The organism is Aliiglaciecola aliphaticivorans (assembly GCF_054782055.1).
On sequence record NZ_BAAGTF010000004.1, the window covers coordinates 1 to 25,203 of the forward strand.

General features: G+C 41.6%; 24 protein-coding genes. 10 read left to right on the forward strand and 14 right to left on the reverse strand.

Annotation, left to right across the window (positions count from 1 at the left end):
* Positions 1–90 precede the first annotated feature (90 nt).
* A complete protein-coding gene (locus tag ACYVIL_RS02595; protein ID WP_460311459.1) occupies positions 91–432 on the forward strand; it encodes a hypothetical protein in 342 nt (113 codons plus the stop codon).
* Positions 433–487: 55 nt separating this feature from the next.
* On the opposite strand, the gene ACYVIL_RS02600 is transcribed toward ACYVIL_RS02595, so the two are convergent.
* Positions 488–1,513: a purine-nucleoside phosphorylase gene (locus ACYVIL_RS02600; protein ID WP_460311530.1), complete on the reverse strand. Its 1,026-nt coding sequence runs from the start codon at positions 1,511–1,513 to the stop codon at positions 488–490.
* A 159-nt stretch (positions 1,514–1,672) separates the two neighbouring features.
* Between ACYVIL_RS02600 and ACYVIL_RS02605 the strand changes: the two genes are divergently transcribed.
* The 6 genes from ACYVIL_RS02605 (at position 1,673) to ACYVIL_RS02630 (ending at position 6,736) form a co-directional block, all read left to right on the forward strand.
* Positions 1,673–2,029 carry a VOC family protein gene (locus ACYVIL_RS02605; RefSeq protein WP_303472860.1) on the forward strand — a complete coding sequence of 119 codons (357 nt, stop codon included), beginning with the start codon at positions 1,673–1,675 and terminating at the stop codon, positions 2,027–2,029.
* 239 nt (positions 2,030–2,268) lie between these two features.
* Positions 2,269–2,637, forward strand: coding sequence for a hypothetical protein (locus tag ACYVIL_RS02610; protein WP_460311460.1), 369 nt, complete (start codon positions 2,269–2,271; stop codon positions 2,635–2,637).
* A 72-nt stretch (positions 2,638–2,709) separates the two neighbouring features.
* Complete coding sequence (locus ACYVIL_RS02615; protein WP_460311461.1) at positions 2,710–3,387, forward strand: YjbF family lipoprotein; 678 nt, start codon at positions 2,710–2,712, stop codon at positions 3,385–3,387.
* Positions 3,380–4,111: a capsule biosynthesis GfcC family protein gene (locus ACYVIL_RS02620; RefSeq protein WP_460311462.1), complete on the forward strand. Its 732-nt coding sequence runs from the start codon at positions 3,380–3,382 to the stop codon at positions 4,109–4,111. Before ACYVIL_RS02615 ends, ACYVIL_RS02620 begins: the two co-directional genes overlap by 8 nt.
* The gene (locus ACYVIL_RS02625; RefSeq protein WP_460311463.1) at positions 4,108–6,228 is read left to right on the forward strand and encodes a YjbH domain-containing protein; all 2,121 of its coding nucleotides are present in this window, start codon (positions 4,108–4,110) and stop codon (positions 6,226–6,228) included. Before ACYVIL_RS02620 ends, ACYVIL_RS02625 begins: the two co-directional genes overlap by 4 nt.
* A gap of 76 nt (positions 6,229–6,304) precedes the next feature.
* Entirely contained in the window at positions 6,305–6,736 is a 432-nt protein-coding gene (locus ACYVIL_RS02630) for an acyl-CoA thioesterase (RefSeq protein ID WP_303472870.1), read from the forward strand.
* A 21-nt stretch (positions 6,737–6,757) separates the two neighbouring features.
* Here ACYVIL_RS02630 and ACYVIL_RS02635 read toward each other — a convergent pair whose 3' ends face one another.
* The 3 genes from ACYVIL_RS02635 to imuA all read right to left on the reverse strand — a co-directional run bounded on the left by ACYVIL_RS02635 (position 6,758) and on the right by imuA (position 12,004).
* Positions 6,758–9,832, reverse strand: coding sequence for an error-prone DNA polymerase (locus ACYVIL_RS02635; RefSeq protein ID WP_460311464.1), 3,075 nt, complete (start codon positions 9,830–9,832; stop codon positions 6,758–6,760).
* 35 nt (positions 9,833–9,867) lie between these two features.
* Positions 9,868–11,253, reverse strand: a complete 1,386-nt coding sequence (locus ACYVIL_RS02640; RefSeq protein WP_460311465.1) for a Y-family DNA polymerase — start codon at positions 11,251–11,253, stop codon at positions 9,868–9,870.
* A 70-nt stretch (positions 11,254–11,323) separates the two neighbouring features.
* Positions 11,324–12,004: a translesion DNA synthesis-associated protein ImuA gene (gene imuA / locus ACYVIL_RS02645; protein WP_460311466.1), complete on the reverse strand. Its 681-nt coding sequence runs from the start codon at positions 12,002–12,004 to the stop codon at positions 11,324–11,326.
* Between the two features lie 165 nt (positions 12,005–12,169).
* Here imuA and ACYVIL_RS02650 point away from each other — a divergent pair, with 165 nt between their 5' ends.
* Entirely contained in the window at positions 12,170–12,637 is a 468-nt protein-coding gene (locus tag ACYVIL_RS02650; RefSeq protein ID WP_460311467.1) for an EVE domain-containing protein, read from the forward strand.
* Positions 12,638–12,682: 45 nt separating this feature from the next.
* Here the strand turns inward: ACYVIL_RS02650 and ACYVIL_RS02655 are convergent, their stop codons facing one another.
* From ACYVIL_RS02655 to coaBC, 5 genes are all read right to left on the reverse strand, one after another.
* Positions 12,683–14,440 carry a DUF885 domain-containing protein gene (locus tag ACYVIL_RS02655; protein WP_460311468.1) on the reverse strand — a complete coding sequence of 586 codons (1,758 nt, stop codon included), beginning with the start codon at positions 14,438–14,440 and terminating at the stop codon, positions 12,683–12,685.
* Positions 14,441–14,550: 110 nt separating this feature from the next.
* Positions 14,551–14,874 carry a DUF1820 family protein gene (locus tag ACYVIL_RS02660; protein ID WP_303472879.1) on the reverse strand — a complete coding sequence of 108 codons (324 nt, stop codon included), beginning with the start codon at positions 14,872–14,874 and terminating at the stop codon, positions 14,551–14,553.
* Positions 14,875–15,013: 139 nt separating this feature from the next.
* Positions 15,014–15,583, reverse strand: coding sequence for a TetR/AcrR family transcriptional regulator (locus ACYVIL_RS02665; protein WP_303472882.1), 570 nt, complete (start codon positions 15,581–15,583; stop codon positions 15,014–15,016).
* Between the two features lie 895 nt (positions 15,584–16,478).
* Entirely contained in the window at positions 16,479–17,069 is a 591-nt protein-coding gene (gene slmA / locus ACYVIL_RS02670) for a nucleoid occlusion factor SlmA (RefSeq protein ID WP_303472884.1), read from the reverse strand.
* Positions 17,070–17,113: 44 nt separating this feature from the next.
* On the reverse strand, positions 17,114–18,322 hold the full coding sequence (gene coaBC, locus ACYVIL_RS02675; RefSeq protein ID WP_460311469.1) for a bifunctional phosphopantothenoylcysteine decarboxylase/phosphopantothenate--cysteine ligase CoaBC: 1,209 nt from the start codon (positions 18,320–18,322) through the stop codon (positions 17,114–17,116).
* Positions 18,323–18,498: 176 nt separating this feature from the next.
* Between coaBC and radC the strand changes: the two genes are divergently transcribed.
* Both radC and ACYVIL_RS02685 read left to right on the forward strand, forming a co-directional pair.
* A complete protein-coding gene (radC, locus tag ACYVIL_RS02680; protein ID WP_460311470.1) occupies positions 18,499–19,173 on the forward strand; it encodes a RadC family protein in 675 nt (224 codons plus the stop codon).
* Positions 19,174–19,277: 104 nt separating this feature from the next.
* On the forward strand, positions 19,278–19,769 hold the full coding sequence (locus ACYVIL_RS02685; RefSeq protein WP_303472890.1) for a VOC family protein: 492 nt from the start codon (positions 19,278–19,280) through the stop codon (positions 19,767–19,769).
* A 144-nt stretch (positions 19,770–19,913) separates the two neighbouring features.
* Here the strand turns inward: ACYVIL_RS02685 and ACYVIL_RS02690 are convergent, their stop codons facing one another.
* Genes ACYVIL_RS02690 through ACYVIL_RS02710 form a run of 5 tightly spaced genes read right to left on the reverse strand, consistent with a single transcriptional unit; the run spans position 19,914 to position 25,160 of the window.
* Positions 19,914–20,801 (reverse strand): TauD/TfdA dioxygenase family protein, encoded by an 888-nt coding sequence (locus tag ACYVIL_RS02690; RefSeq protein WP_460311471.1) that lies wholly within the window; start codon positions 20,799–20,801, stop codon positions 19,914–19,916.
* 17 nt (positions 20,802–20,818) lie between these two features.
* A complete protein-coding gene (locus tag ACYVIL_RS02695; RefSeq protein ID WP_460311472.1) occupies positions 20,819–22,144 on the reverse strand; it encodes a zinc-binding metallopeptidase family protein in 1,326 nt (441 codons plus the stop codon).
* On the reverse strand, positions 22,141–22,788 hold the full coding sequence (locus tag ACYVIL_RS02700; protein WP_460311473.1) for a cysteine hydrolase family protein: 648 nt from the start codon (positions 22,786–22,788) through the stop codon (positions 22,141–22,143). The genes ACYVIL_RS02695 and ACYVIL_RS02700 overlap by 4 nt, the downstream gene beginning before the upstream one ends.
* Positions 22,781–23,836 (reverse strand): LLM class flavin-dependent oxidoreductase, encoded by a 1,056-nt coding sequence (locus ACYVIL_RS02705; protein ID WP_303472898.1) that lies wholly within the window; start codon positions 23,834–23,836, stop codon positions 22,781–22,783. The genes ACYVIL_RS02700 and ACYVIL_RS02705 overlap by 8 nt, the downstream gene beginning before the upstream one ends.
* A 22-nt stretch (positions 23,837–23,858) precedes the next feature.
* Positions 23,859–25,160, reverse strand: a complete 1,302-nt coding sequence (locus ACYVIL_RS02710; protein WP_303472900.1) for an MFS transporter — start codon at positions 25,158–25,160, stop codon at positions 23,859–23,861.
* Positions 25,161–25,203: the final 43 nt, after the last annotated feature.

Consider the following 25,203-nt stretch of genomic DNA (forward strand, 5'->3'; position numbering starts at 1 on the left):
ATAAAATCTGAATTTTCATTAACTCTTCCTTTGTGATCATAGGCATCTCTCAAAAGACACCTAGTTTGATACAAATGGATCAGAATTCAATTGATCAAGTGGCTCAGTTTTACATTGTGGTTAACAAGAGGACCAGGTTATCCACCGACGACTGAGTACGTACCATTTGATTTACTGCCCCTTGAAGCTCAATTAACTCATTGGAGTGCACATGGAGATGCTCCAGAAGTTTGGGACGGAGAGCAGTTAATTTCTGGCGGTAAGCATTATGGTTTCTTAGAAGTCGAGGTGCGTCCTTCTGGCGATTATAATTATGAGGTTGTTATGACTCCTCGGTATGTTTTCCCTGTGACTGATGAAACTGGTGCTGCTACAGGTGAGTTCGATCACCGTCAATATGACAAAGTTGTACGTATTACAGTTCAGCGTTAATTGACACTATCATCTTGGATGAGTGATTTAACTCATCCAAGATTTTATTAGCTAATTATTGTTTTGTTAAATCAGGAACGCCAACCTGCCATTCAGACCAATTTTCTACGATAGTATCAACCACTTTACTGCCTACCAATACTATGTTTTCGACTGTCTCTTCAAAACCACCGGCTGTTTCGCCTGGTGCCGGATCCAAGTGTTCAAGAGTGCTTTCGTTGGGATTACCTTGGTCAAAATTTACCGCTCCTCGAAGACTCATTACTCGATTTGTTCCCACGGTTCTTGATAGAACTTGCGCTAAAGCAGTGGCTTCCATTTCAGTAATGATATAATCATCAGCCCCATATAACTTGGAAATGTATTGTGCTTGCTGGGAAAGTCCAGGACCGTGAAAGAATGTATCTCCGGTCACATGGGTTCCGGTGGTGATAGACGGACTGCGTCTAGCTTCTGTTTGAGGGTAGCGCATGCGATACGTCATAGCTGATTGTGAATCTGTTAATTCGACGGATTGACTTAAGGATAAGCACCACTGGACTAATTTTGCATTAAGTTGGTAGCGTCGAATGTCTTCATACCCCTTACGTGGCATAAAAGTGGGCTCACCTTTCTTTCCTTCGTTTGCTTTCCATCGATGTCCCAGATCATAGTCAATTAACCAGGTTGCCCAGCTTACATCGCCAATAGTACCTTTCGAAGGGGGTGTGCCACCTACACCACTAAGCACGTAATAGGCCTGTGTGAAATCGAAATGAGGGGAAAGTAAAATAGCTTGCATGGATGCTGAAGAGGCGACTTTGCCCATTCCTAACACTGAACCACATACGCCATCTGAATTACAAAAAACTGGGCTCTGAGCGCCTTTAACGTGCAACGGCGTGCTGTCTTTAAAGTAGCGCTTGTACCAATGTTGGAACTCCCCTGCTTTATCCCCACTGTTTTTACCTATTTCAAACATGGCAGCGACAAAGACTTTAACTTCGATCCTGTTCTGGTCATTTTTTGCTAGGGAAGCTGGCGAAAATACACAGGTTAGATTCAACACCAGAATACATATCAAAAACTTCTTATTGAGCATTATATTTTCCAACACACTTAAACTCCTTATAAACTACATTAAAAAGAGTTAAGTGTAAGTAAGAAAGCAATCAAGTTTAATTGACGGATCTATTTAAGTTCAGCAAAAACATTAATTTCGCCAAAATAACGCGTTATTAAATAACTAATAGGAAGACCAATGAATACCCATGAAAAGTTAAATTATGTAGAGTTTGCTGCAAAGGATCTCAATGGTACAAAACAATTTTTTGAATCTGTATTCAATTGGAAGTTCGTTGATTATGGTCCCGATTACACTTCTTTTTCTGATCAAGGATTAGATGGTGGTTTTTATAAGGCTGATTTGTGTAATCTCAGTGAAAAAGGGGGGGCATTACTGGTTTTTTATAGTGCTAACATTGAACAAACCTTAACCAAGATTAAAGTCAACAACGGTAGGATTACACGTCCTATTTTTTCGTTTCCTGGGGGACGCCGTTTTCATTTCGAGGAGCCTAGCGGCAATGAATTTGCTGTCTGGTCTGAAGGCCAATAAATAGATGGCTTTGAGTATATTTAAACAGTTAAAGGTATTGAAATATAATGGAATTATGTTGCAAAAGTGTTAATTAAAAGACGTTTTATGTCTGTTTTAAAACACAGTTAAATGGTTTTACTCAAATTAAGATTAAAAAGTTCTTTAAATTCGTAGCTGATCGTAAATTAGCCATTGAGATCGTTGCACGGATACTTTAATATCCAGCATCAGGTGTCAAATACTTTCAAGGAAAAGTGATGAGAAAAAGTTTAATTGGATTAGCCGTAGCTACAGCTGTAGCTTCTGTTAGTGTACAAGCTCAGCAAGAACAAACTGGCGGAGCTGGTGCTGGCGGCGGTGCTTTAGGTGGTTTAACAGCAGGTACTATCGCTGCTGGTGCAGTTGGCGCTACAATTTTAGCCGCTGTTGTTTCAAATTCAAATGGCGATGCTCCAGAGCGTCCTGTTACTCCTACACCGACTCCAACTCCTACGTGTGAAGGTGATGATGATTTAGTAGATGGTGTATGTATTGGTACTACCATTACCGTCACTACTACTGGAACTGCAACTAGTACATCAACTATTACTGTTCCTGTTACCTATACTTATTCGCCTTCGATCTAAGTTTGGTTAAAGATTTAAAGCCGCCTTTTTGGCGGCTTTTTTATTGGTTGTAAATATCTATTCTGGATAACAATGAAAATAATATTTAGCTTACTAATCTGTAGCTTAGTTTTTCTGTCGGCTTGCTCGTCTACTCAAAGAGCTTATCAACAAAATATAAAATTGTATTTTAGTAGTAAAGACAATGTGACGTTAAACAAAGAATCTGTCTTAACAAGCCCGGTCGATCTTCTTTATATAAAAGCGGGCGAACGCCCCTATGTGACTTTGGCATTAGCCTTTATTGAAAACAGCCAATACAAATGGGTGTCTGCAGATGATGCTGTAATGATTACGCAAAATGGCAGGTTAGTGCGTACTTTAGGTTTAGATAATAACTTAATTTATGTTGATAATTTAGATAATGATCCTATGGCGTCCAAAAGCAATATTACGGAAAATGCGACTTGGAATAGTTATTTAGACTTAGATCCCCAACAGTATGGAGTTAAACTCCATTCTAGCTTTAGCCGTGAAAGTAATATTCCTCTGGCAATATTAGAACAGCAATTTTTGACCATAAAAATAACAGAATATGTGACTACCCAAGACGCGTTAGGGAATACTGAAAGTTGGCAGAATGAGTATTGGTATCATATGCAAAGTGGACAGTTGTTGCGCTCATCACAACAGTTTTCAGGCTTAACTGAGCGTTATGATATGCAATATGTTAGCAGAGCTATGCGCTTGTTGGAGACGGCTAATGACTAGATTAATTGATCTTTTTAAAGTTACCCTGTTAACACTTTGTATTTCAAGTTATGCACATTCTCAAGTGGAAGTAACCGTTAATAATAGGGTGTTGAATTTTGCAGAAAACCCTAGATTGACCGAAGTGCTAGAATCCATAGATTTGAAACCTAATTGGTATTGGCCTAATACTCAATTATTCAAATTAGATAGCAATTTAGCGGAAAATAAAAGAATCGAGCTTATCCAAAAACTTGAAAACCTCTCCCAAGACCTTGATTCATCTAGCCAAAATAAGCTTATCGAGCAAATAAAAAGCTGGAAACTCGCTCAACGTATCAACATTACCATTGATTATGATTTTGCTAGGTTTGTACTTCGTTATAATCCCTTATTTGATGATGGTAAGTACAGCTTAATATTTCGTCAGCGAAATCCTTCCTTATATCTTTTTGGGGCAGTACCACAGCCCAAAGTGCTAACATATGAAAACAATCAATGTATTGAAAATATTGTGGCAAATATTCGTAAATTAGATTCTGCAGAGAGCAGTTTTATTTATGCCATCCAACCTGACGGGGTCATTCGTAAATTACCTATTGCCTATTGGAACCATGATTGCCAACAAGTCATGCCTGGCAGCCAAATTTATGTTCCGTTAGCCGAATCTCAATGGTTTTCGGACAATACCCAGCTTAACCAGCTTATTGCTGAACTGGCAGTAAATAGGACAGTAATTGAATGATTAGAATTAAAAAAATGTGGGGTTCTGCAGCAATCGCTAACCTTGCGTTAGGTGCGCTAGTTACAACAACAGTATCAGCTGCAGAGCAACCTTTTGACGACGATAACGGTAACCTATCGCAAATGGTTCGCGGTGGTACCGGCCTAATACAGACTCCCACCGCCAGAATGGCTAAAGAAGGCTCGTTTACGCTAAATTACAACGATATAGATGAATATCGATTCTGGTCAGCAAGTTTACAGCTTTTCCCTTGGATGGAATCTACCGTTCGTTATACTGACGTAAGGACTCAACTCTACAGTCAAGATGCAAGCTTTAGCGGTGATCAAACCCTTAAAGATAAAGGGATAGATGTTAAGTTTCGATTGATCAAAGAGGGCTATTACTTACCAGATGTGTCTTTTGGATTAATGGACATAGGGGGAACAGGTTTCTTTAGTAGCGAATTTCTAAACTTTAGTAAAAATTTAGGCCCTTTTGATATACACCTTGGGATAGGTACGGGGTATTTAGGTGCTGGAGGAAATATCACTAATCCTTTTTGTGAACTTAAGGATTCGTTTTGTGAGCGCCCTGGTGGGTTTGGTGGCCGCGGCGGAAAAATCGACTATAACGAATTTTTTAAGGGGCCGGCGTCCGTTTTTGGCGGAATAGAATATAAAACGCCATTGGAAGGGTTAACGCTCAAACTTGAATATGACGGCAATGATTATGTAAATGATCGTGCTGGAACCCTAGAACAAGACAGCGAATGGAATTTTGGGGCGGTTTATAAATACAATAACTGGGACTTTAATTTGAGTTACCAAAGGGGAAATACTTTTGGTTTTGGTGTGTCATATAATTTTAATATGCATACGGTGAAGCAGCATAAATTTGACCGCCCTCCTAGAGAATTAACGAATGCCAAACCTGCAGATTCGATAGCGACGCTCAATCGTGATCGTCTTTACGCCGACTTAGTGAACGAAGGTAGTTTTATCATCAATGCTACCCATACTGGCGAAGACGAAATGACCTTTTATGGATCACAATTAGGTTATCGTGATCACAAAGAAGCCACTGAACGAGTTGGTAGAATTCTAGCCTCTGAGTTACCTGATTCTATTAAGACCTACAAGTTGGTGGATACACTGGCTAATATTCCAATGTTAGAAACAAAAATTGATGCCGAGCAGTTTAAAATTGCAGCAAATTACCAGGGGTTAGATACGGATATTCATTCTACCTATGTGCGTCAAAACCCCAATCAGTCCACGTTTGATAATTATGAACCAAAAGATTACTCCGGAGGATTTTTCAGTATGGAGACATTTTGGATCCAAACCTTCGGTAATCCAGAAGATTTCTATCTTTATCAAGGTGGAGCATATTTAAATAGCGGTTATCAATTCAATCCAAACTTCTCTATACGGGGGGGATTAAAAGTAACCCTGCTTGAAAACTTCGATAAGTTTAATTTCTTAGTCGATTCTGAAACTGCAGTATTACCTAGAGTACGTACCCAAGTTCGAGAGTATGTGACTCGCGGTAACGTGACTATGGAAAATGCTTACTTGCATTGGTTCGATCAAATCGCAGAAGATACTTATGCTCAAGTGTATGGCGGATATTTGGAAACCATGTTTGGTGGTATTGGTACCGAAATTTTATATCGTCCAGTGGATAGTAACTTGTCTTTCGGTATTGACCTCAATTACGTTCAACAGCGTGATTTTAATAACGAAACAGGTTTCTTCGACTACAAAGCCTTTACCGGTCATGCGGGCGTTTATTGGACCCCTGAGTTTCTACCAGATATGCAACTTACTGTAAAAGCTGGTCAGTTCTTGGCGAAAGATAAGGGTGTTAATATCGATATTGCTAAACGGTTCGATAGTGGCATTATTGTTGGAGCCTACGCTGCCTTTACCAATGTTTCAGCGGAAGAGTACGGAGAAGGAAGCTTTACTAAAGGTTTCTATATTTCCATACCATTTGATTTGTTCTCGTTGGCACCAGCTAAAGGACGAGGAAAGATCCCATGGGTTCCCATTGGTCGTGATGGTGGGCAAATGTTACAACGTCCTGTTGAGCTTAGAAGTTTAACGGAAGTTAGAGCTCCATTTTACGATTAACAAAAGCGATAGTCCCTGCATATAGAGCTCGGTGAAAATGTAGGGGCTAGTCTTACTAGTGTTTTTAGGTTTGAACATGTCAACAAAATTTACTCGGGACGATTATAACGCTTTTTATTCCATGCAAACTCGCTGGGGGGATAACGATATTTATGGACATGTGAATAATGTCCAATACTACGCATATTTCGACAGTGCAGTGAACCGCTACTTAATCGAAGAGGGTGGTTTGAATATCCATAATGATGGCGTGGTGGGCTTTGTGGTTGAATCACAGTGTCAGTATTTCTCACCCATTGCTTACCCCCAAGAGTTACACCTTGGTTTACGGGTTTCTCGTTTAGGTAGCCGTTCTGTGACCTATGAAATAGGGATTTTTGTAGAAGGGGAGAGCGCTCCTTCTGCCCAAGGTTATTTTGTACATGTGTTTGTTGATAAGCAAAGTAACCAGAGTACTGCTATTCCTAGTAATATCCTAGATGCATTGAAACGGCTTCAGATTCAATAAACCTTGCGTTTTATTAAGGGCTTAGTGGAAATCCCTGGAGGTCGTATTCAAATCTTCGAGTAAGTGACTTAAATCAGTAATTTTCCCTGCAATGATGTGGGTCACATCACCGTCACCGCGTTCCAAAATACCACTGACTTTCAGTATTTTCGATTTTAAAAAGGCTTTTTTTTGCGCCCGGGCGGTGGCTTGCCATACCACTACATTACTACAGCCGGTATCATCTTCTAAGGTCATAAATGTGACTCCTGCTGCAGTACCTGGCGCTTGCCTTCCGATGACAACACCAATCACATTTACGACGGATTTATGCTGCTTGCCAGCTAACTGTTTTGCCGCTGTGTATTTACCTAATTTCCCTGCGTTGCGTAATAACTTAATTGGATGATGCGTTAATGACAAACTTGTGGCGGCATAGTCTTCAACCATTTCTTCCACATCTGAGGGAGTAATATCAAATAAGAATGATTGTTCCTGATTTTTAAACAAGGGTAGCTCGGACTCGGTTTCCATTAATGCCCAACGTGCTTTATAACGATTTTCAGCTAAGGTTGCTAGGGCATTTGCGCTGGCTAGGGCTTCCATGTGATCTCGCTGGAGAGCTAGGTGCTTTAGTTCAACAACAGACTTATAGCCAGTGGCAGGACGCTGTTTAACCATTAACTCTGCAGCCCCTTTGGGCAGACCCTTAATCATACGTAACCCTAAACGTATGGCAAACGTCCCCCCATTTGCTTGTAAAATATGTTCATAATCAGATTGATTGATACAAATGGGGAGTATCTTGATGTGATGTCGCTTTGCATCCTGAATTAACTGCGCTGGGGGATAAAAGCCCATGGGCCAACTGTTTAATAGGCCGACATAAAACGCCTGAGGGTAATAGTACTTTAGCCAGGATGAAACATAGGCAAGTACCGCAAAAGAAGCAGAATGAGATTCTGGAAATCCATATTCGCCAAAACCACATATTTGATTGAATATGCGCTGCGCATAATCTTGAGTATAACCTCGCTCAAGCATGCCATTGATGAGTTTGTGTTGGAACTGCATCAGCTGTCCATTTTTTTTCCAGCTGGCCATTGCCCGCCTTAATTGGTCGGCTTCGCCACCGCTAAAACCGGCTGCCACCATGGCTAGCTGGATAACCTGCTCCTGAAAAATGGGTACTCCCATGGTGCGGCTCAATACACCTGCTACCTCTTCCGAGGGGTATTCGATGGGCTCTTTGCCATCACGCCTACGTAAAAATGGATGCACCATATCGCCTTGAATTGGTCCTGGTCTAACGATGGCAATTTGAATAACCAAATCATAATAGGTCTTCGGTTTGAGACGAGGCAACATACTCATTTGAGCACGAGACTCGATTTGAAAAACGCCTACGGTATCGGCTTGTTGAATCATTTTATACACTTGTGGATCATCTTCGAGCTTGGTTATTTGCGCGATGCTAAGAGCGTGTCCGTAGTGTTGTTCGATTAATTGGAAAGATTTACGAATGGCGGTGAGCATGCCTAATGCCAATACATCAACTTTCAACAGGCCAAGGCTTTCTAAATCATCCTTATCCCACTGTATAACGCTTCTGTCTGCCATAGCTGCATTTTCAATAGGTACAAGCTGATATAAAGGTCCTGATGAAATAATAAACCCACCTACATGTTGAGATAGGTGTCTGGGAAAGCCCATTATCTCATTTACCAATGTGATAAAGTGCTTACCTTTTATCGAGGCTGGATCTAAGCCTAGTTCGGCAATTTGTGCTTGCCAATTGAGACCACTATCTCGGCGGTTAATGTTCTTAATAAAAAAATCTAACTGGGTTTCATTTATACCTAGCGCCTTACCTACTTCTCGCAATGCACTTTTAAATCGATAGCAGGATACTGTTGCCGCTATGGCCGTGCGCTCTCGTCCGTATTTAGAGTAAATATATTGAATGACCTCTTCACGCCTTTGATGCTCAAAGTCCACATCAATATCTGGGGGTTCATCTCGTTCTTTAGAAATGAAACGTTCAAATAACACATTAATTTGGCGAGGATCGACAGAAGTAATTTCTAAACAGTAACACACTACCGAATTGGCGGCTGACCCGCGACCTTGATACAAAATGTGTTGAGATTGGGCAAATTGCACGACATCGTAAATAGTGAGAAAAAAGAATTCATATTCTTGTTCCTCAATAAGCACTAGTTCTTTCTCAATAATATGCCGGATCTCAGGTTTGATGCCTTCTGGAAAACGTTTCCTAATACCTACTTCTACCAGATCTCGGAGATGCTGTTTGGGTGTTTTTCCTTCTGGGATCAACTCTGCTGGATATTCATAACGTAATTCTCGTAAATTAAAGTCGCACTTACGTGCAATCTCTACAGCGTTATCTAACCAAGTTCGTTTGAATAGCTTATTGAGCTTTTCCTGACTTCGTAAACTCCGCTCACTATTGGAGACTAAGTCGCGCCCAAGCTCTGCAACCGTAGTTCGGTGCTGAATAGCATTGAGTATATGTTGTAAGGGAAGGCGACTTGGATTGTGCATCAATACACCGCCGCAAGCACAGATTGGAAGGTCAAATAGCTGACTAAGCTTCTCATAGTGTGCGAGCATCACATGCTCATTGGCGGTAAGGTGACGTTGTGCCGCGATCCACAAACGGTTTTTATAGTGCTTTTTTAACCAGCTCGCCCATGGTTCGTCAACACTTGATGCTCCTTTGGGTAACCATAATAGTAAGCAATGTTTGATGGTTTTAAGATCCCACTTAGCTAAGCTATATTCCCCCTTAGGTGAGCGTCTTCTGGCATTCGTAATGATCCGGCATAGTTCCGCATAAGCCTCTCGATTAGGGCATAACAAAACGCACTCTAAGCTGTTATCGAGCTTAAAGTAACTTCCAACGATAAGTTTAATTGCCAGTTGATGATCTTTTATTTCGGTGTAAGCCCTTACTACTCCCGCAACTGAGCATTCATCAGTAATTGCAATGGCTTCGTAGCCTAAAAAATGGGCTTGTTGAACTAGCTCTTGAGGATGTGAAGTACCATGTAAAAAGCTAAAATTAGATTGGCAGAATAACTCAGCGTAGGCCATAGGTTGCTCTCGAATTAATCTTCTTCACTCACAGCTTAGCTAAAAAAACCATGGGCAAACCACAGGCTTTTAGTGGTGCGATATATCCATAGCCACTGGCCATGTTGATTACGAGCGATGAAATAATCGCGGGTGATTTGTTGGTTGTCCCACCATCCGGTACTTATGCGCTCTGGGCCATGTATGATAGATACTTTTTCCGTTAATGGCTGAGGAGTTTGTAGCATAAAGCTAGGTCGTAATGGATAGGTTGAAATCGACTTTGATGTTACCTCTAGGTGTGGTGGTACATATTTATTCACTTTCTCGGGACGAAAGTCGTCATCTAATACCACCTGCGAAATCGCTTCCTCTCCTAGTTTGGCCTGGAGTAATGAAATTAACTGTAAATAGGTGAGAGTACCTTTACTGGCACTAAATAAATCAGCTTTATCGGGACTACGTAATTGGGTGTCAGGAGCACTTAGCTCCAGGGCAAATATGGGAGCCTGTAAAACCAAGTTGTCTAATTTTAAGGTGCTGAGATTCGTCCATTTGTCGGCGAGATACTCTCCTTGGGCTGATCCTACTTCTAGTGTCAGTGTTCTATTATCCCTTTGATATAATGTAAAAATAATTTTTTGAGTAAGTAAATCGCGGATTTTTAAAAACTGTTCTAATGCTGCTAACAACTGTCTCATTGGCGATAGCAGAGTGTCTGTGTGACTTATTTCGTAGAGTAGCTCTAGATAACGTTGAAACTTCGATTGGGGGTGATAAAAATTCACTGAATGGTGAAATTCACCACTTAGCCTACCCAAGTATGTTACTAAATCTATGTTAAACCGTTTGGCGACATCTTTTAGGGGCAACGCCATCAAATCTGCAAGATTATGGATACCCACTCGGGCTAATTTGCTAACGGTTTTCTTATCTAGCTCAGAGTCCGTTAGTTGTCGTATACCAATTTGATGTTGCAGCATAGGCAGATGATCACTGATCTGATTCCATGCTGTACGGGCGAGGATCCTCGCTGCATAAGGGGATTGTCCGCTGGCGTAATAATAGGTTACCTGAAAGTCTTTCAGTTGGTTCTTAATAACCCGCCAGTAACCATTTAGCCCATTATATAGCATCAGCATATTGTGGATCCGTAACAACAGACCATTCGGTGGAAAAAGACTGATATCTGAGGTCACTAAGTACAAATGTTCGGCTATCTCAACTAATTTTTTTTGTTCAACATCTCTTTTATAAGGCAATACCTGTAAATGTTGATCTAGTGCGGCGGCAGTCCCCAATCCCATTCCCATGCGGATACCTGCATCAATAGCAGCTTGATTTAACTGCAATACGCAATTTGACTGATGATGCAATATAACTAATGCATGCTGAGTACTCATTTGCGGATTAGTGCCTTCAGCAGACGGTTCCTGAGACAAGGAGATCCCATGACATAGGCTGTCCAACTGCAAATGCGGAAAGTGTAAATATAACCAAAGGGGCTGCATACTAACTGACTTTCGCCCGCGGGAATGACAGCACATTACTGGCGCGTTGACTGAGGGCCAATTCGGGCCAAGTGTGAGTCATATTGATATTGAAGGGCTGGGCTGGCCAACCGCCCTTACGTTTGGTTATTTGTACTGCAACTCCCTGTTCATGGGCATTGAGTTTCATTGCTAAGCTGACAGGCAATGATAAGCTTACTTGTCGATTTTGCCGCAGCACAAAATGCAAAGCGTCACCTTGTTCTGCAGCCAGTTGCAAACGTTTGGTTTGGGCTATTTCAAGCTGTTGATGCCACATTAGCACACTATGACAGCAGCCGCTTTTAAGGCACTGTTCGGCGCTCCAAAGGGCGTGCTCTGCAGAATTAGGTTGTACAATTAACACTTGCTCAAGGCTGAGCCCAAATTGCGCTAACATTTCACCGTTAATTTGCATTGGGGCTGCAATAAATACCAACAAGCGTTTGTGTTGCTGACGATATCGTAAAGCAGGCAATAGCAAGCGTAACTCGCCAATCCCTATGGGAGTATGGATATCAATCATTCCCGATTGTGGGAAACCACCTTGAAGTGCATCATCAAGTTCAACATAACCGGTACTATTAGAGGTTAGGCAGTGCTCTTGTTGATTACCTTGCCAGACTAAGCGTTTATTTTTTAAGTGTTCCAATAGTGTATTCATAAATAACCTAAACTCCGGATAATTCGCGCCGAATAAATGAGCACATAATATACTGTATTTATATACAGTATATTGATCAATTTCAGAGATGCAAGTTTTGCGGTAACTTGAGAGAATAGTTAGTATGATGAACCCCGGTAATACCGAAAAGCATAAAGGTAGATTATGAATTATTGGTTATTTAAGAGTGAGCCGGACGCATTTAGCATCGATGATTTAGCGAATAAACCTAATCAAACAGAGCATTGGGATGGTATTCGAAATTATCAGGCGCGTAATTTTTTACGGGATAAAGTGCAACTCGGTGATCAGGTATTCATATATCACTCTAGCTGTAAAAACGTTGGAATCGCAGGTTTAGCTGAAGTGGTAAAAGAGGCTTATCCCGATCATACCCAGTTTGATCCAGAGTCAAAATATTATGATCCCAAATCAGATCCTGAAAATCCCAGATGGTATATGGTCGATGTTAAATTCGTCAAAAAATTCAAACATGTACTGAGTTTAAAAAGCATAAAAGCAATGCCGCAAATACAACAGATTGGTCTGGTCAAAAAAGGCCATCGCTTGTCTATTATGCCAGTGGATCCAGAGGAATTTGCTTATTTGCTTAAAGAGTGTAACGAGCTTTAATCCAAAATTGATTGCAGAGCATTGAAGCTCTGCATATTTTGCTATTTATAATGCTTTTTGTTGTTCAATAAATAGAGCGATATTTTCTCTAAGGACTGACAATGGAATAGAGCCATATTCCAACACCGCATCATGAAAAGCGCGTAAATCAAACTTATCCCCAAGGGCTTCTTCTGCTTCAGCTCGTAACTTTTTAATCTCCAACTCGCCAATTTTATAGGCTAGGGCCTGTGCCGGCCAAGAGATATAACGATCGATTTCCGTGGTCACATTGTGCTCTGACAATGCTGTATTTTCCAGCATATAGTCCAAAGCCTGCTGTCGTGTCCAACCCTTCATGTGCATCCCAGTATCAACCACTAAACGACACGCGCGCCAAATTTCATAACTTAAGCGTCCAAATTCTTCATAAGGAGTTTGATAAATACCCACTTCTTTACCCAAAAACTCAGAATACAAACCCCAGCCTTCGCCAAATGCAGAAATATAGGTGTAACGGCGTACATTGGGTAAGTTCTGCATCTCTGACGCGAGTGAAATTTGTAAATGGTGGCCGGGAACCGCTTCATGCATTGTTAAGGCGGGAATCGCATATAAAGGTCGTTTATCTAATGCGTAGGTGTTTACCCAATAATAACCTGGCTCATCATCACGCCTAGGTGAAACATACCTACCTGTGGTGTATTTCGGTGCAATGGCATCGGGAACCGGTGCAACACCGTAAGGTGTGCGAGGGAGTTTGTAAAACAGCTTGGGTAACTTTGCATCCATGCGTTTAGCTACATAAGACGCGTACTTCAACAATTCTTCAGGAGTTTTAGCGTAAAATTGCGGATCTGTACGTAAGAATTCAATAAACTCATTGATACTCCCATGAAAGTCTAGCTCATCAACAATGTCCTGCATTTGAGCGCGTATGCGCGCCACCTCGGTTAGCCCTAGCTGGTGGATATCATCCACTGAAAGATCTGTGGTGGTATAGTATTGGGCACGATTTTGATACATCTGTTCGCCGTTAGGCCAGGTTTTAGAAGCAACATCTGATTTAGCATTAGGAATATAATCGGTGACCAAAAAGTCGTAAAAGCTTTGATAAGCGCCCATCACATCTCGTTTGATAACTTCCTTGGCTTCTATTATTAATGCTCGCTTCTGAGCTTCAGTGGCATTGCTATCATCGATTTTTAAGAATGGACTATAAAAAGTATTATCTTCAACTTTCCCACTGAAAAAACTTTCAACAGACTTTTCAAAACCTAGCATAACCGCTTTAGGTTGCACCATTCCCACTTCCATTCCTTTTTTCATCCACGCAATTTGCTGGGCGAAATAAGCTGGGATTTGACCAAGCCTTGAGAGGTAATTTTGATAGTCCTTCACATTAGCAAATCGACTCGAGCGTGGAAGTCCAGCCATTGCACTATGAAACCCATACTCTGAGGTTAGCGGAACATAATGTGCTTTGAAGTGATATTCATCGACATAATTTTGTATCCGATAACGTTGCATCAGCAGGTTAATTTGATCTGTTCGCGGTAACTGTTCTTGGTTTATGTTATCTAGTTTATGTAAGAAACTTTCGAACTGATCATTTTGCCTGGCGAGCCCTTCAGGGGAAATGTCGGCAAGTTGATCATCGAAGTCATGTACGCCTTGAGAGCTTGCATAAACAGGAGATATGGAGAGTTCGTATTGCCAAATATTGTCCATTAATTTGGTCAATTTTTGTTGTTCGGATGCCGTTGCTGGAAGGCATAAAAACAGCAAGAAAAATATCGTCATTCTGCTCAACGGGATATGCATTTTGGATTCTTTCCTATTTATTTGGGCAACGCCCACAACTATAACGTTTCTAACACAAATTGTACTGAAACTATCAATTTACAGCTTACTGTATGGGGTACAGAAAAGTACTAATTTTTAGGAGTATAAATGGGACTAGGAAAGGCCGTTACTTTATCTGATAGTTCAGTAATCTTTGCCGTGCCTTGTTTCTTCACTTCATCAATTCTTAACACACTGTGCATTGGAATATAGGTGTGCTTTACATCGGCAAATTCAGTTTTTAACTTTTCATGACTTGGATCTAATACCAGTGTTGTATGGGTATCCCAGACAAAATCGCCAATCTCCACAAAACCAAACATACTGCCCTGACTGACTTCTCGTACGTAAACTTCATAACGTTCACCATTACTAACAAACTGTACACGAAATAAAGGATTTTTGGCTGTCATATTACTCACTTTAAGATGTTAAAACCGGCCTGAATTCTAACGATAACTGAGACAATCGCCAAGTGAAATCCGCCCCCTAATCACAAAACTATTAAGGTTCTTACGGATTAATCCAATAAGTCAGCCAGACAGACACTCATTAAGGTTTTAGGGGGCCCAAAATAGCTTGTGTTGCTAGCATGAGTTCATCTGTGTCACCGGCTAGAATTCCGTTAACTGCAAACCCTTGCACGTAGCTGCATAGTTGCAATCCGGTAGACTCAATGTTGATATCTTGTCTAATCTCGCCGAGCTTTTGAGCTTTTTCCAAGCATCCAATAAAATCAATCTGTAAGCGATCTAGATAATGCCTGCCAATATCTCGAATTTTTAAATCATCAAATCCCAACTCGGTGATAATGTTGATTAACAAGCAACCTCGACCTTTAACCAAATCGATGTAATCTGTAAAAAAACCATGAATAGAGAGCATGCCTTGATTGTGCTCTAAGTGTGAAATGGCTTTTGCCAAATGTTGCTCTTGATAATGGGCAAGTACGATGTATAAGAACTGCTGTTTAGAACCAAATTCAATATAAAACCCACGACGATTGAAATCGGTTCTAGCGATAATTTCATCCATAGCCGCACCGTGATAACCATGTTCCAAGAACACAGCAATTGCTTGCTCAAGCACTTCTTCTACATTGTATAAGGCCTTGCGGGGCATATTAATTTGCTCAAATAATAAAGAACAGGTGTTCTTTATAGACTAGCTGAGAAATTATTAGTGTCAAGGAATCTTCTTATGGGAACGTAAACAGATAAACCGTAGCAGGGACTTTAGTCCCTGAGGTCTATTTGAATTGCGCTAGCATCAATACCAGCCTACAAGGTAATTTGTAGCAGGGACTTGAGTCCCTGAAATCCATTTGAATTACGCTGGCATCAATACCAGCTTACAAGGTAATTTGTAGCAGGGACTTGAGTCCCTGAAATCTATTTAAATTACGCTAGCATCAATACCAGCTTACAAGGTAATTTGTTGCAGGGACTTTAGTCCCTGAGGTCTATTTGAATTACGCTAGCATCAATACCAGCCTACAAGGTAATTTGTAGCAGGGACTTGAGTCCCTGAGGTCTATTTGAATTGCGCTGGCATCAATACCAGCCTACAAGGTAATTTGTAGCAGGGACTTTAGTCCCTGAAATCTATTTGAATTACGCTGGCATCAATACCAGCTTACAATATAATTTGTAGCAGGGACTTTAGTCCCTGAGGTCTATTTGAATTGCGCTGGCATCAATACCAGCCTACAAGGTAATTTGTAGCAGGGACTTGAGTCCCTGAAATCCATTTGAATTACGCTGGCATCAATACCAGCTTACAAGGTAATTTGTAGCAGGGACTTTAGTCCCTGAAATCTATTTAAATTACGCTAGCATCAATACCAGCTTACAAGGTAATTTGTTGCAGGGACTTTAGTCCCTGAGGTCTATTTAAATTGCGCTGGCACCAAAACCAGCCTACAAGATAATTTGTAGCAAGGACTTTAGTCCCTGAGGTCTATTTGAATTACGCTGGAATAGATACCAACAGAAATAACAAAATTATTGAAACGAACCTATGAAAAAAACTGCTTGTTAATGAACTGCCAGGTCTCTTTAAAATCTTCGGTGGGGCGACGTTTGAAATCACTACGAATAAATAAATTAATACGGCCGTCGGTATAGCAAATCAGCATATTTGCAATTACAGCTTCATCCGCAGGTAAAGATTTACCTTCGCGGAGTTTACGCTCTCTCAAAACCTGTTTGATTTGGGTTTCAAGCCGCTCAAAAATTTGTGCAATTCTACTGCGTAAACGTTCTTGTTCACCCATTAAGGCATCGCCATTTAAAATTCGGGTAATACCTGGATTTTTTTCTGAGAATCCTAAAATTAAATGAATAATAAGCTGAATACGCACTGCACTGTCTTTTTCTTCATTAATGATTTTATTAATGCGAGAAAATAACGTTTCTTCAATAAATTCAATCAAACCTTCAAACATCCGCGCTTTACTGGGAAAATGACGGTATAAAGCAGCCTCTGAAACGCCCACTTCTGTTGCCAACTTAGCCGTCGTAATGCGCTGTCCAGGATTACTTTCTAGCATACTTGCCAGACACTGCAAAATTTGCGCTCTGCGGTTTGGACGTTTATTCGCGGGCATCAATATGTCTCCCTGTCTGTAGGACTATATTATTATTTTTAGAATTATTGTGTTGCATGTTTATCTTTATATCTTTCGGATACTAATTGCATCAATTTAAAAGCAAGTTGTCTTTTATCGGCAACTTCTAGAGATTTTTCACCCTCTTTCCAAAAAACAGTCAAAGCATTTTGTTCGCTGTTAAATCCAATGTCGCTATTTGATACATCATTGGCGGCAATCATATCGAGCTGCTTACGCTGTAATTTATCTTTTGCATAACGACTAACGTCTTGCGTTTCGGCAGCAAAGCCGACAGTGAACACTGACCGTTGTTGTTTTGCGACATCTGCAAGAATATCAGGGTTTTTAGTAAAAGTAAGGGTTAACTCTTGATTGTTCTTCTTGATTTTTTGATTTACTGCTTGTGAAGGACGATAGTCAGCGACGGCCGCACAACCAATAAAAATATCCGCGCCCTGTATATTGCCCATTACTGCGTCATGCATCTGTAGCGCGCTTTCAACCTTAACTAGGGTTGCTTGATCAGGAGCCGTTATATTGACTGGACCACTAACCAAAGTCACTTTAGCGCCCATTGCTATTGCCGCATTTGCAAGTGCATAACCCATTTTTCCAGAACTATGATTACTAATATAGCGAACAGGATCTATCGCTTCTCGAGTAGGCCCTGCGGTAATCACCATTTTTTTACCCGCTAAAAGTTGAAGAGGTTTGGGTTGGGTGATTATTTCAGCCAAGTATTGCGGTTCGGGCATACGACCTTGCCCAACATCTCCACAAGCTTGTTCACCAGAGTCGGGGGGAATTATAGTGATACCGCGCTTAGCTAAAATAGCAAGGTTTGCCTGTGTTGCTTCTGCTTTCCACATTTGTTGGTTCATGGCTGGAGCAACAAATATTTTTGCGCTGCTGGCTAAACACAAAGTAGATAACAAATCATCGGCCATGCCATGGGCAAGTTTCGCAATGAAATTTGCAGTAGCGGGCGCAATCAGAATGGTATCAGCCCATTTGGCTAATTCAATATGCCCCATAGCTGCCTCTGCCGCAGGATCGAGTAAGTCATTAGAAACTGGATTGCCGGAAACTGCTTGCAGTGCTAAAGGACTAACAAAGTGTTCTGCGGAAGCCGTTAGAACAGCTCGAACCTCCGTATTTTTTGCAGTTAGCTTACGCACTAAATCAGGGGTTTTATAAGCAGCAATGCCGCCTGTAACCCCAAGTAAAACCTTGTCTTTTTGAATGGTCATGTGTCTACATATTCACTGAAAATCTGTCCAGTATTCTACCTAATATACAAGTTAGACAAAACACTTAGGTATTTGATATGACTTAATATTGGCCTGATCAGCGATCATTTGCTAGGTTTAATTGGTGGTATACGACTAATAGCTCGTTATTTTAACCTTAATTCAGGCACGGACGCATGAAACTATCAGAATGGCCAAAAATGGAGCGGCCTAGAGAAAAGCTCCTATCCATGGGCAGTGAAGCCCTATCAGACGCAGAACTTCTCGCCATTTTTTTAAGAACGGGCGTACAGGGCTCAAGTGCAGTTGATTTGGCCCGAGAACTGTTGACTCAGTTTGGATCTTTACGCAGTTTGTTAAATGCCAGCAAAAGCCAATTTTGTTTGGGAAAAGGTCTAGGAGAAGTAAAATATGTGCAGCTTCAAGCAACCTTGGAAATGTCGAAACGTTACTTTGCGCAATCACTTACTCGAAAGCACACTTTCGATAGTGCCAATCGCACTAAACAATATCTTCTCAGTCAGTTAAGAGATGAACCTAACGAGGTATTTGCCGTATTATTACTCGACAGTCAACATCGCTTAATTTCCTTTAAAAAATTGTTTTTTGGGACGATTAACGCTGCCAGTGTTTACCCCCGAGTGATTGTTCAACAAGCCTTAGGGGTTAATGCTGCGGCAATCATTTTAAGTCACAACCACCCTTCGGGTATCGCAGAACCCAGTCAGGCAGATCAACATATTACTCAGCGTATCAAACATGCTTTGGAGTTAATTGACGTCACTGTACTGGATCACATTATTGTGGGGGATGGCGACTGTGTGTCTTTTGCTGAGCGAGGTTTGGTATAGTTTTATTGCTTACTGAAATCAATTAAAAAGGCATATATATGAAAGTATTGATAAATCATTGATTCATCATAAGGGGAACTTCATTAAAAACACAGGAAAGTATAATGACTTACCCCAATACTCTTATTTTTGTCGATCTTAGTGCTGATGACCCTGCCGCCGCTGGCGAGTTTTACGCCGAAGTTTTTGGTTGGGAGAATGACCCACGTCCAATGGGCATATATCACCGCATGGTTCCGGGCGGTGTTATGCATGATAGTGACGGAAATGAAACCACTATTGGAAACTTTCACCTTGGCATACATAAAGCTGAAAATGCACGTCCTCATCCAAACCGAGAAGGCGTTGAGCCTCGCTCTATTGCAACTGAAGGGCGCAAACCAAGGGTTTGGATTCTGGTCAGCGATGATGACAGCATTGATGCTATTTTAGAGCGAGCAGAAACGAGAGGGGCAAGTATTTTGTGGAAAGACCATTTTTGGGCTGAATTTAACGGTATAAATGCCGCTTTCCAAGATCCTTGGGGAAATGAAATTATATTGTGGGTGAAAGGTGGTGATTCACCGCAAATTCCAGCCCACTTTACCCAAGAGTAATTTACATAAATAACCGGTAGCAGGGACTTCAGTCCCTGAAATCTATTTGAATTGCGCTAGCATCAATACCAGCCCATAAGATAACCTGTAGCAGGGACTTCAGTCCCTGAAATCTATTTGAATTGCGCTGGCATCAATACCAGCCTATACATCACCTACTGATATGGGCTTTTCGCCTTTAACCCATAATCGATGGGCCATACGTTGGTATTTTTTATCATCGTAAACGGTGCCAGTGTGCAATGTGCAGCGGTTGTCCCACATTAACACATCACCTTTTTGCCACTTGTGTGCATACACATATTTCGGTTGGGTTATATATTCTACTAGCTCATCCACCAAGGCCATGGCTTCGTCGTCTTCCATTCCTAAAATATGTTTTACCGTACCTGTACTAACCCACAAGGCCTTGCGGCCATCAGCGGGATGGACCCGTATCATCGGGTGAATAACGTCTGGGTTTTCACGGCGCAGTTCATCGGTTATTTCATAACTATTGAATTCTCGATTTTGAATAAAATGCACGAGGGAGTGATGAATCTTTAAGGGATCTAATTGTGCCTTTTTTTCTTCCGATAAATCTTCATAGGCCGCAACTTGGTCTGCTAATAATGTATCTCCGCCTTCATCAGGGACGGTTACAGCGTACAACATAGTGCACATGACAGGCTCTTCTTTATAAGAATAATCTGTATGCCAACCTAAACCATCGTTATGGGCACCAATGGGTTCACCTTTTTCATCGAGCATATTCGAAATTTTAAAAATATGCGGATAGTTAGGTAAGCAAAACTTGGTTTGAGTATGTAACTCTGGCTCACCGAAAGCATTAATAAAGCGCATTAGGTCATCGGGCTCCATGGTTTGATTGCGCAATAAAATTGCACCATGTTGATGAAATGCAGCCACGACTTTTCCTAAGGTCTCTTGATCTGCTGATTGTAAATCCACATCGACTATTTGCGCACCAAAGTCGCCTTTTAAGTGCTCTATGGTTAATTCTTCAGAGGGTTTAGATGGTGACGTATTCATAATTTGGTTCACTATTTTTAAGATTCACGTTTGCCACACACTGATAAAGCAGTTAGTGCATAAATTAATGCACTATCAACTAAATCTTGTGGCGTTGAGCGCCATCTAGGCATGCCGGAGGTCACTGCTGGTATGCGTTGCATATTAAATACGTTGTGGTCGCGCCACATACTAGAATAAGCAGGGTGGGCTAACTCAATGGGCGCATTTCGGGTTGCTTTGGTGGCATCACACAGAGACTTCACCAAGGGAGCGACAGCGTTTGCATCTGCCTCGAAACCATTTCTTACAACCATTGGTTCTATATCGTACTCATCGATATCTAAGGATGCCATTACCTGCTTCAGCTGGTGGTATGGTTGTGCTGCCGTTTGCTGCGCAGTCAGACCAACTTCAATATAAACAGAGCACACATCCGTGCCGGCGCCAAAGGTTAATGGTGAACCGGCTTTAATCGAATCAATTTGCACTTTGGGAACAGAGACGCCACCGGTAGTAACATACTGGTTTTCCGCTTCATATTGTTGTGACCAAGTGTGTAATGCATCGATCACCGTGCCTAATTTGTATATCGGATTGGGATGCTTATGAGTTTCTACTGGCGCTTCTAATATTGGTGTAAAAACTCCTTCACCAAATAACTGAATGCGAAATAAGGCATAGCCATTACCTTGCCAAGTTACGCCCCAATCACAGCCTTCTGCAGCAATGGCGTAATCTGCAACTACACCACCGTGGTGAAACAGATAGTGAGCACCTATATCTTTCCCCATATAATCAACGCCTTGCCACTGTTCCATTGGCTCGGGACCAATTTCTCCTGGGCAGGCCGTCAAATATAACTTTCCAGCTAATTCAATCCCTGCTGCTTTTAATGCTTTGGCAGCAATTAAAAAACAACTCATCGGGCCGCGATCATTACTGATGGGGAAACCGTGAAACTTACCGTCTTCCAACCAACACTTATCCCACTCTGGATTCTCTAAGGTCTTTTGCGAAAACTTGTGTTGATTAATATGTGGATTATCGCTTGGACTTTCGGTATCTAAGTGAGCAGTATATAATAGGTTTTTACCAACGCCTTTACCGCCATATTCGCCAATGATGTTTTGACGTTCTGGTGTAGCGCCACATTGACGGGTTTTGAAACCGTTAGTTTGCAACCAGTCGAAGACAAATTTCCCCGATTCGGCTTCATAACCGGATTGGCTGGGAATATTACCCAAAGTGAGAGCTAGTTCGGTTATTTCGTCTATGCTGATAGCCGCTTTAATCGCTGCAATATCATCGTCTGTTACCGAGTAGTTTACTTGAGTATCAGATGGGTACAAAGGACTGCTCATGCTGCCTCCCAATGTTTAATGATGGACTGGGTATCGCTTAGTAGAGCGAAATTGATAGCCATAGCTCGAAGACTGGCGTCATGTAATTCTATATCGTAAGCTGCACACCCATCACTCACCACAATACAATGATAATCACGGTGGAACGCATCTCTGACGCTAGACTCTACACAACATTCAGTGGTGATACCGCAAAACACTAATGTGTCTAGTTGCTTTTGTTTCAACAGGTCATTCAGTTGTGTTTCATAAAAGGCGCTATAACGTGTTTTATAAATTACCCAATCACCGTCTTGCGGCTCTGCGCCATAAAACGTCATACCAGCGGTATCTGCACGACAAATAGCGCTTTCAGCTTTAGCATCTCTACCTTGTCTACTCATCCACTCTTGCCATGCAGCAGAGTCGTCTTGTTCCGTGGTTTTTAAACCTACAAAGATAATTGGAATATCATTCTTGCGCGCGCTTGCGACTAACTTTTTAATGTTTTCAACAGCGGGTTGCACCACGCTCATGTCGAGCCCAAACTGTCCTAACAGACCATCTGGACTGGCAAAGTCGTTTTGTACATCAACGATGCACAAAGCGCTGCGATTGGATGTTATCCAATCGGATTTTAGTTCTATTAAATCAGCATCAGCCATAATGGGCTCTTACCGCCGGCAAAATTTCTTTGCCGAATTTGTGTAGCCCTTTTTCGTAATCGTCGAAAATCACCATGACGCCGTCCATTTCAGTGTTATCAATCATCTCGATCAGCTGTTGTTTCACTGATTCTGCAGTGCCAACTAATTCACGACTCATAAATGCACCTTGTGCTCGAATGACCATAGCATTGTCTTTTAATGCCGGATCAATTCCGTATGAACGCATCATGCCCTCAATCGCACCTAAATCTTTACCTTCGCGGTAATAGTCTGCTTTAGCTTGGGCTTCTTCTTCGGTGTCTTCAATAATCAGTGTTGCCATACAAAAGCACTTCACTGGCGTATCGAGTTCATCGGCTATCTTGCGAGCCATGCGAGTTATTTTAAGGGTCTCTTCATCGTCTTTACCGCCTACAAAACATGCATCTGTATTTTTTACTGAGAAGCGTAAGCCTCGTTCAGATTGGCCTGCACAGACAGTGAATGGCTTGTTAAGTGGTTTAGGCTGTGACACACAGTCTTCAAACTTGAAGTACTTTCCATCATAATCTACGTGGTCTTCTTGCCACAGTTTATGCACCAAATCACTCCACTCCTGGGCATACACATATCGCTCGTCGTGGTCAATGTCATCACGCCACGCACCCATTTGGTTAAGCTCATCGCGAAATGAACCTGAAACAATATTTAACCCTGCTCGACCACCGGAAATCTGGTCTAAGGTGCTCATCATTTTGGCAACCGCACCAGGGTTCATCATTAGAGTATGCACAGTCGCGATAATTTTTGCGTGACTGGTGGCTTCGGCTAATCCCGCCATCATAGTGATGGATTCTAAAGAGGTACCCCAATGTTCGGTTTTACCGCCATACCCACGCCATTTTGCCATGGACATGATGAAGTCCATTTTATAGCTGTCTGCAATGACGGCTGCGGTTTTATTTTGCTGATAGGAAGCATCTAAAGTAGGGGTGTTCTCTGAAACTATCCAACCGCCATTTGCGATGGGTAAAAACACGCCAAATTCTTTACTGTTGGTTGTCATATTAAAAACTCCTGAATAACAACTACTTACTAGCTACTTTAGCTGCAAGCATATTATTTATTGATGGGTCTGATGGGGTTGGTTCGGATACTTTTTGCTGCTTGAGTCTAGGTGGTCGCATGAATGCTATTCCAACTAACACCAACATGGGAAGTATTCCAATCAAAACGAATGGAGGAACGAATGTCCCTGATATATCGCGCATGCGGCCACTAATAATAGGCGCTGCAGAAGCGATAGTTGCACCAATATTCATTAACGAAAATAAGGGTAAATATGGCCCTGTACCAAAATATCTTACAAGTAACACTGTGCAGGATAAAAAGGTTAAACCAAACCCAAAACCAATGGCAAAAGCGAAGAAGCCTAAGGTGACTAAAGACTGTCCGAAACTTAAGGCAAACATTCCGCCGGCCAGTAACAGTAACGCTATCTGCAACATGACTTTTGGATCAAAGAATTCACCAATAAAGCCACCTACAACACGAGATATGGCATTGCAGAATGCCTCAGCAGACAATAAAGTGCTGGCTAAGGCAAAAGTGATCCCGACTTCAGTCATATGCGCGACAGAAAAACTGTTCACTGTAATTCCCACAAATAGCACCGTGGAATAGGCGACGAGTAACAAAATATATTGGGGGGTACGAACTGCTTGTTTAAATGTCCAAGTTTGTTCCGTTTCATAAACCCGTTGTTTTTCGGTATCCACTTTTTCTTGTTTAGGAGGCGTTCTTAATCGGTTGGCATCTGTGAATAACAGCGCTAACAGCATTAATCCCACTGATATTACAATAGCCGCTAGCATAACTAACCAGTGTAAACGCCAGTTTCCTAGCACATTGGTTGCCATCCAAACCACGATTGGTCCAACAACACCGCCTAAACCTCCAACGGTATAATAAAAACCAAAAGCCGTTGAACGTCGTTTGAAAAAGTGAGTAATGATATAGGTGCCCGGAACTGAACCTACAAAGGTATACCCAGTTCCAGTGAGAATACATCCTAGAAAATAAGTAATAGGTTCAATTGTTAAATACAACACAATAAAACCGATAGCGAGTAACAGCAGGCCAATAATGAGCGTTGTCGCAACGCCCCACCTTCTAATTGTCACTGTAGGTAAGTACCCACTCAAGCCACAAGCTACGCCTAAGAACGTAAACCCAAGGCCTGCAGTGGTCCAATCCCAGCCTAACTCAGTTACCATGGCTGGAAGAATAACCCCCAGAGAAGTAAAGGTTGCGGCAGTAACAACAAAAAAGCTTAAACTGAAGGTGCATAAAACAAACCATGCTTGTTTATCAGCGCTTAACTTTCCCATAATGATCCTCAAAGTGTGCAGTGTGAATACAACTATTTTTCAG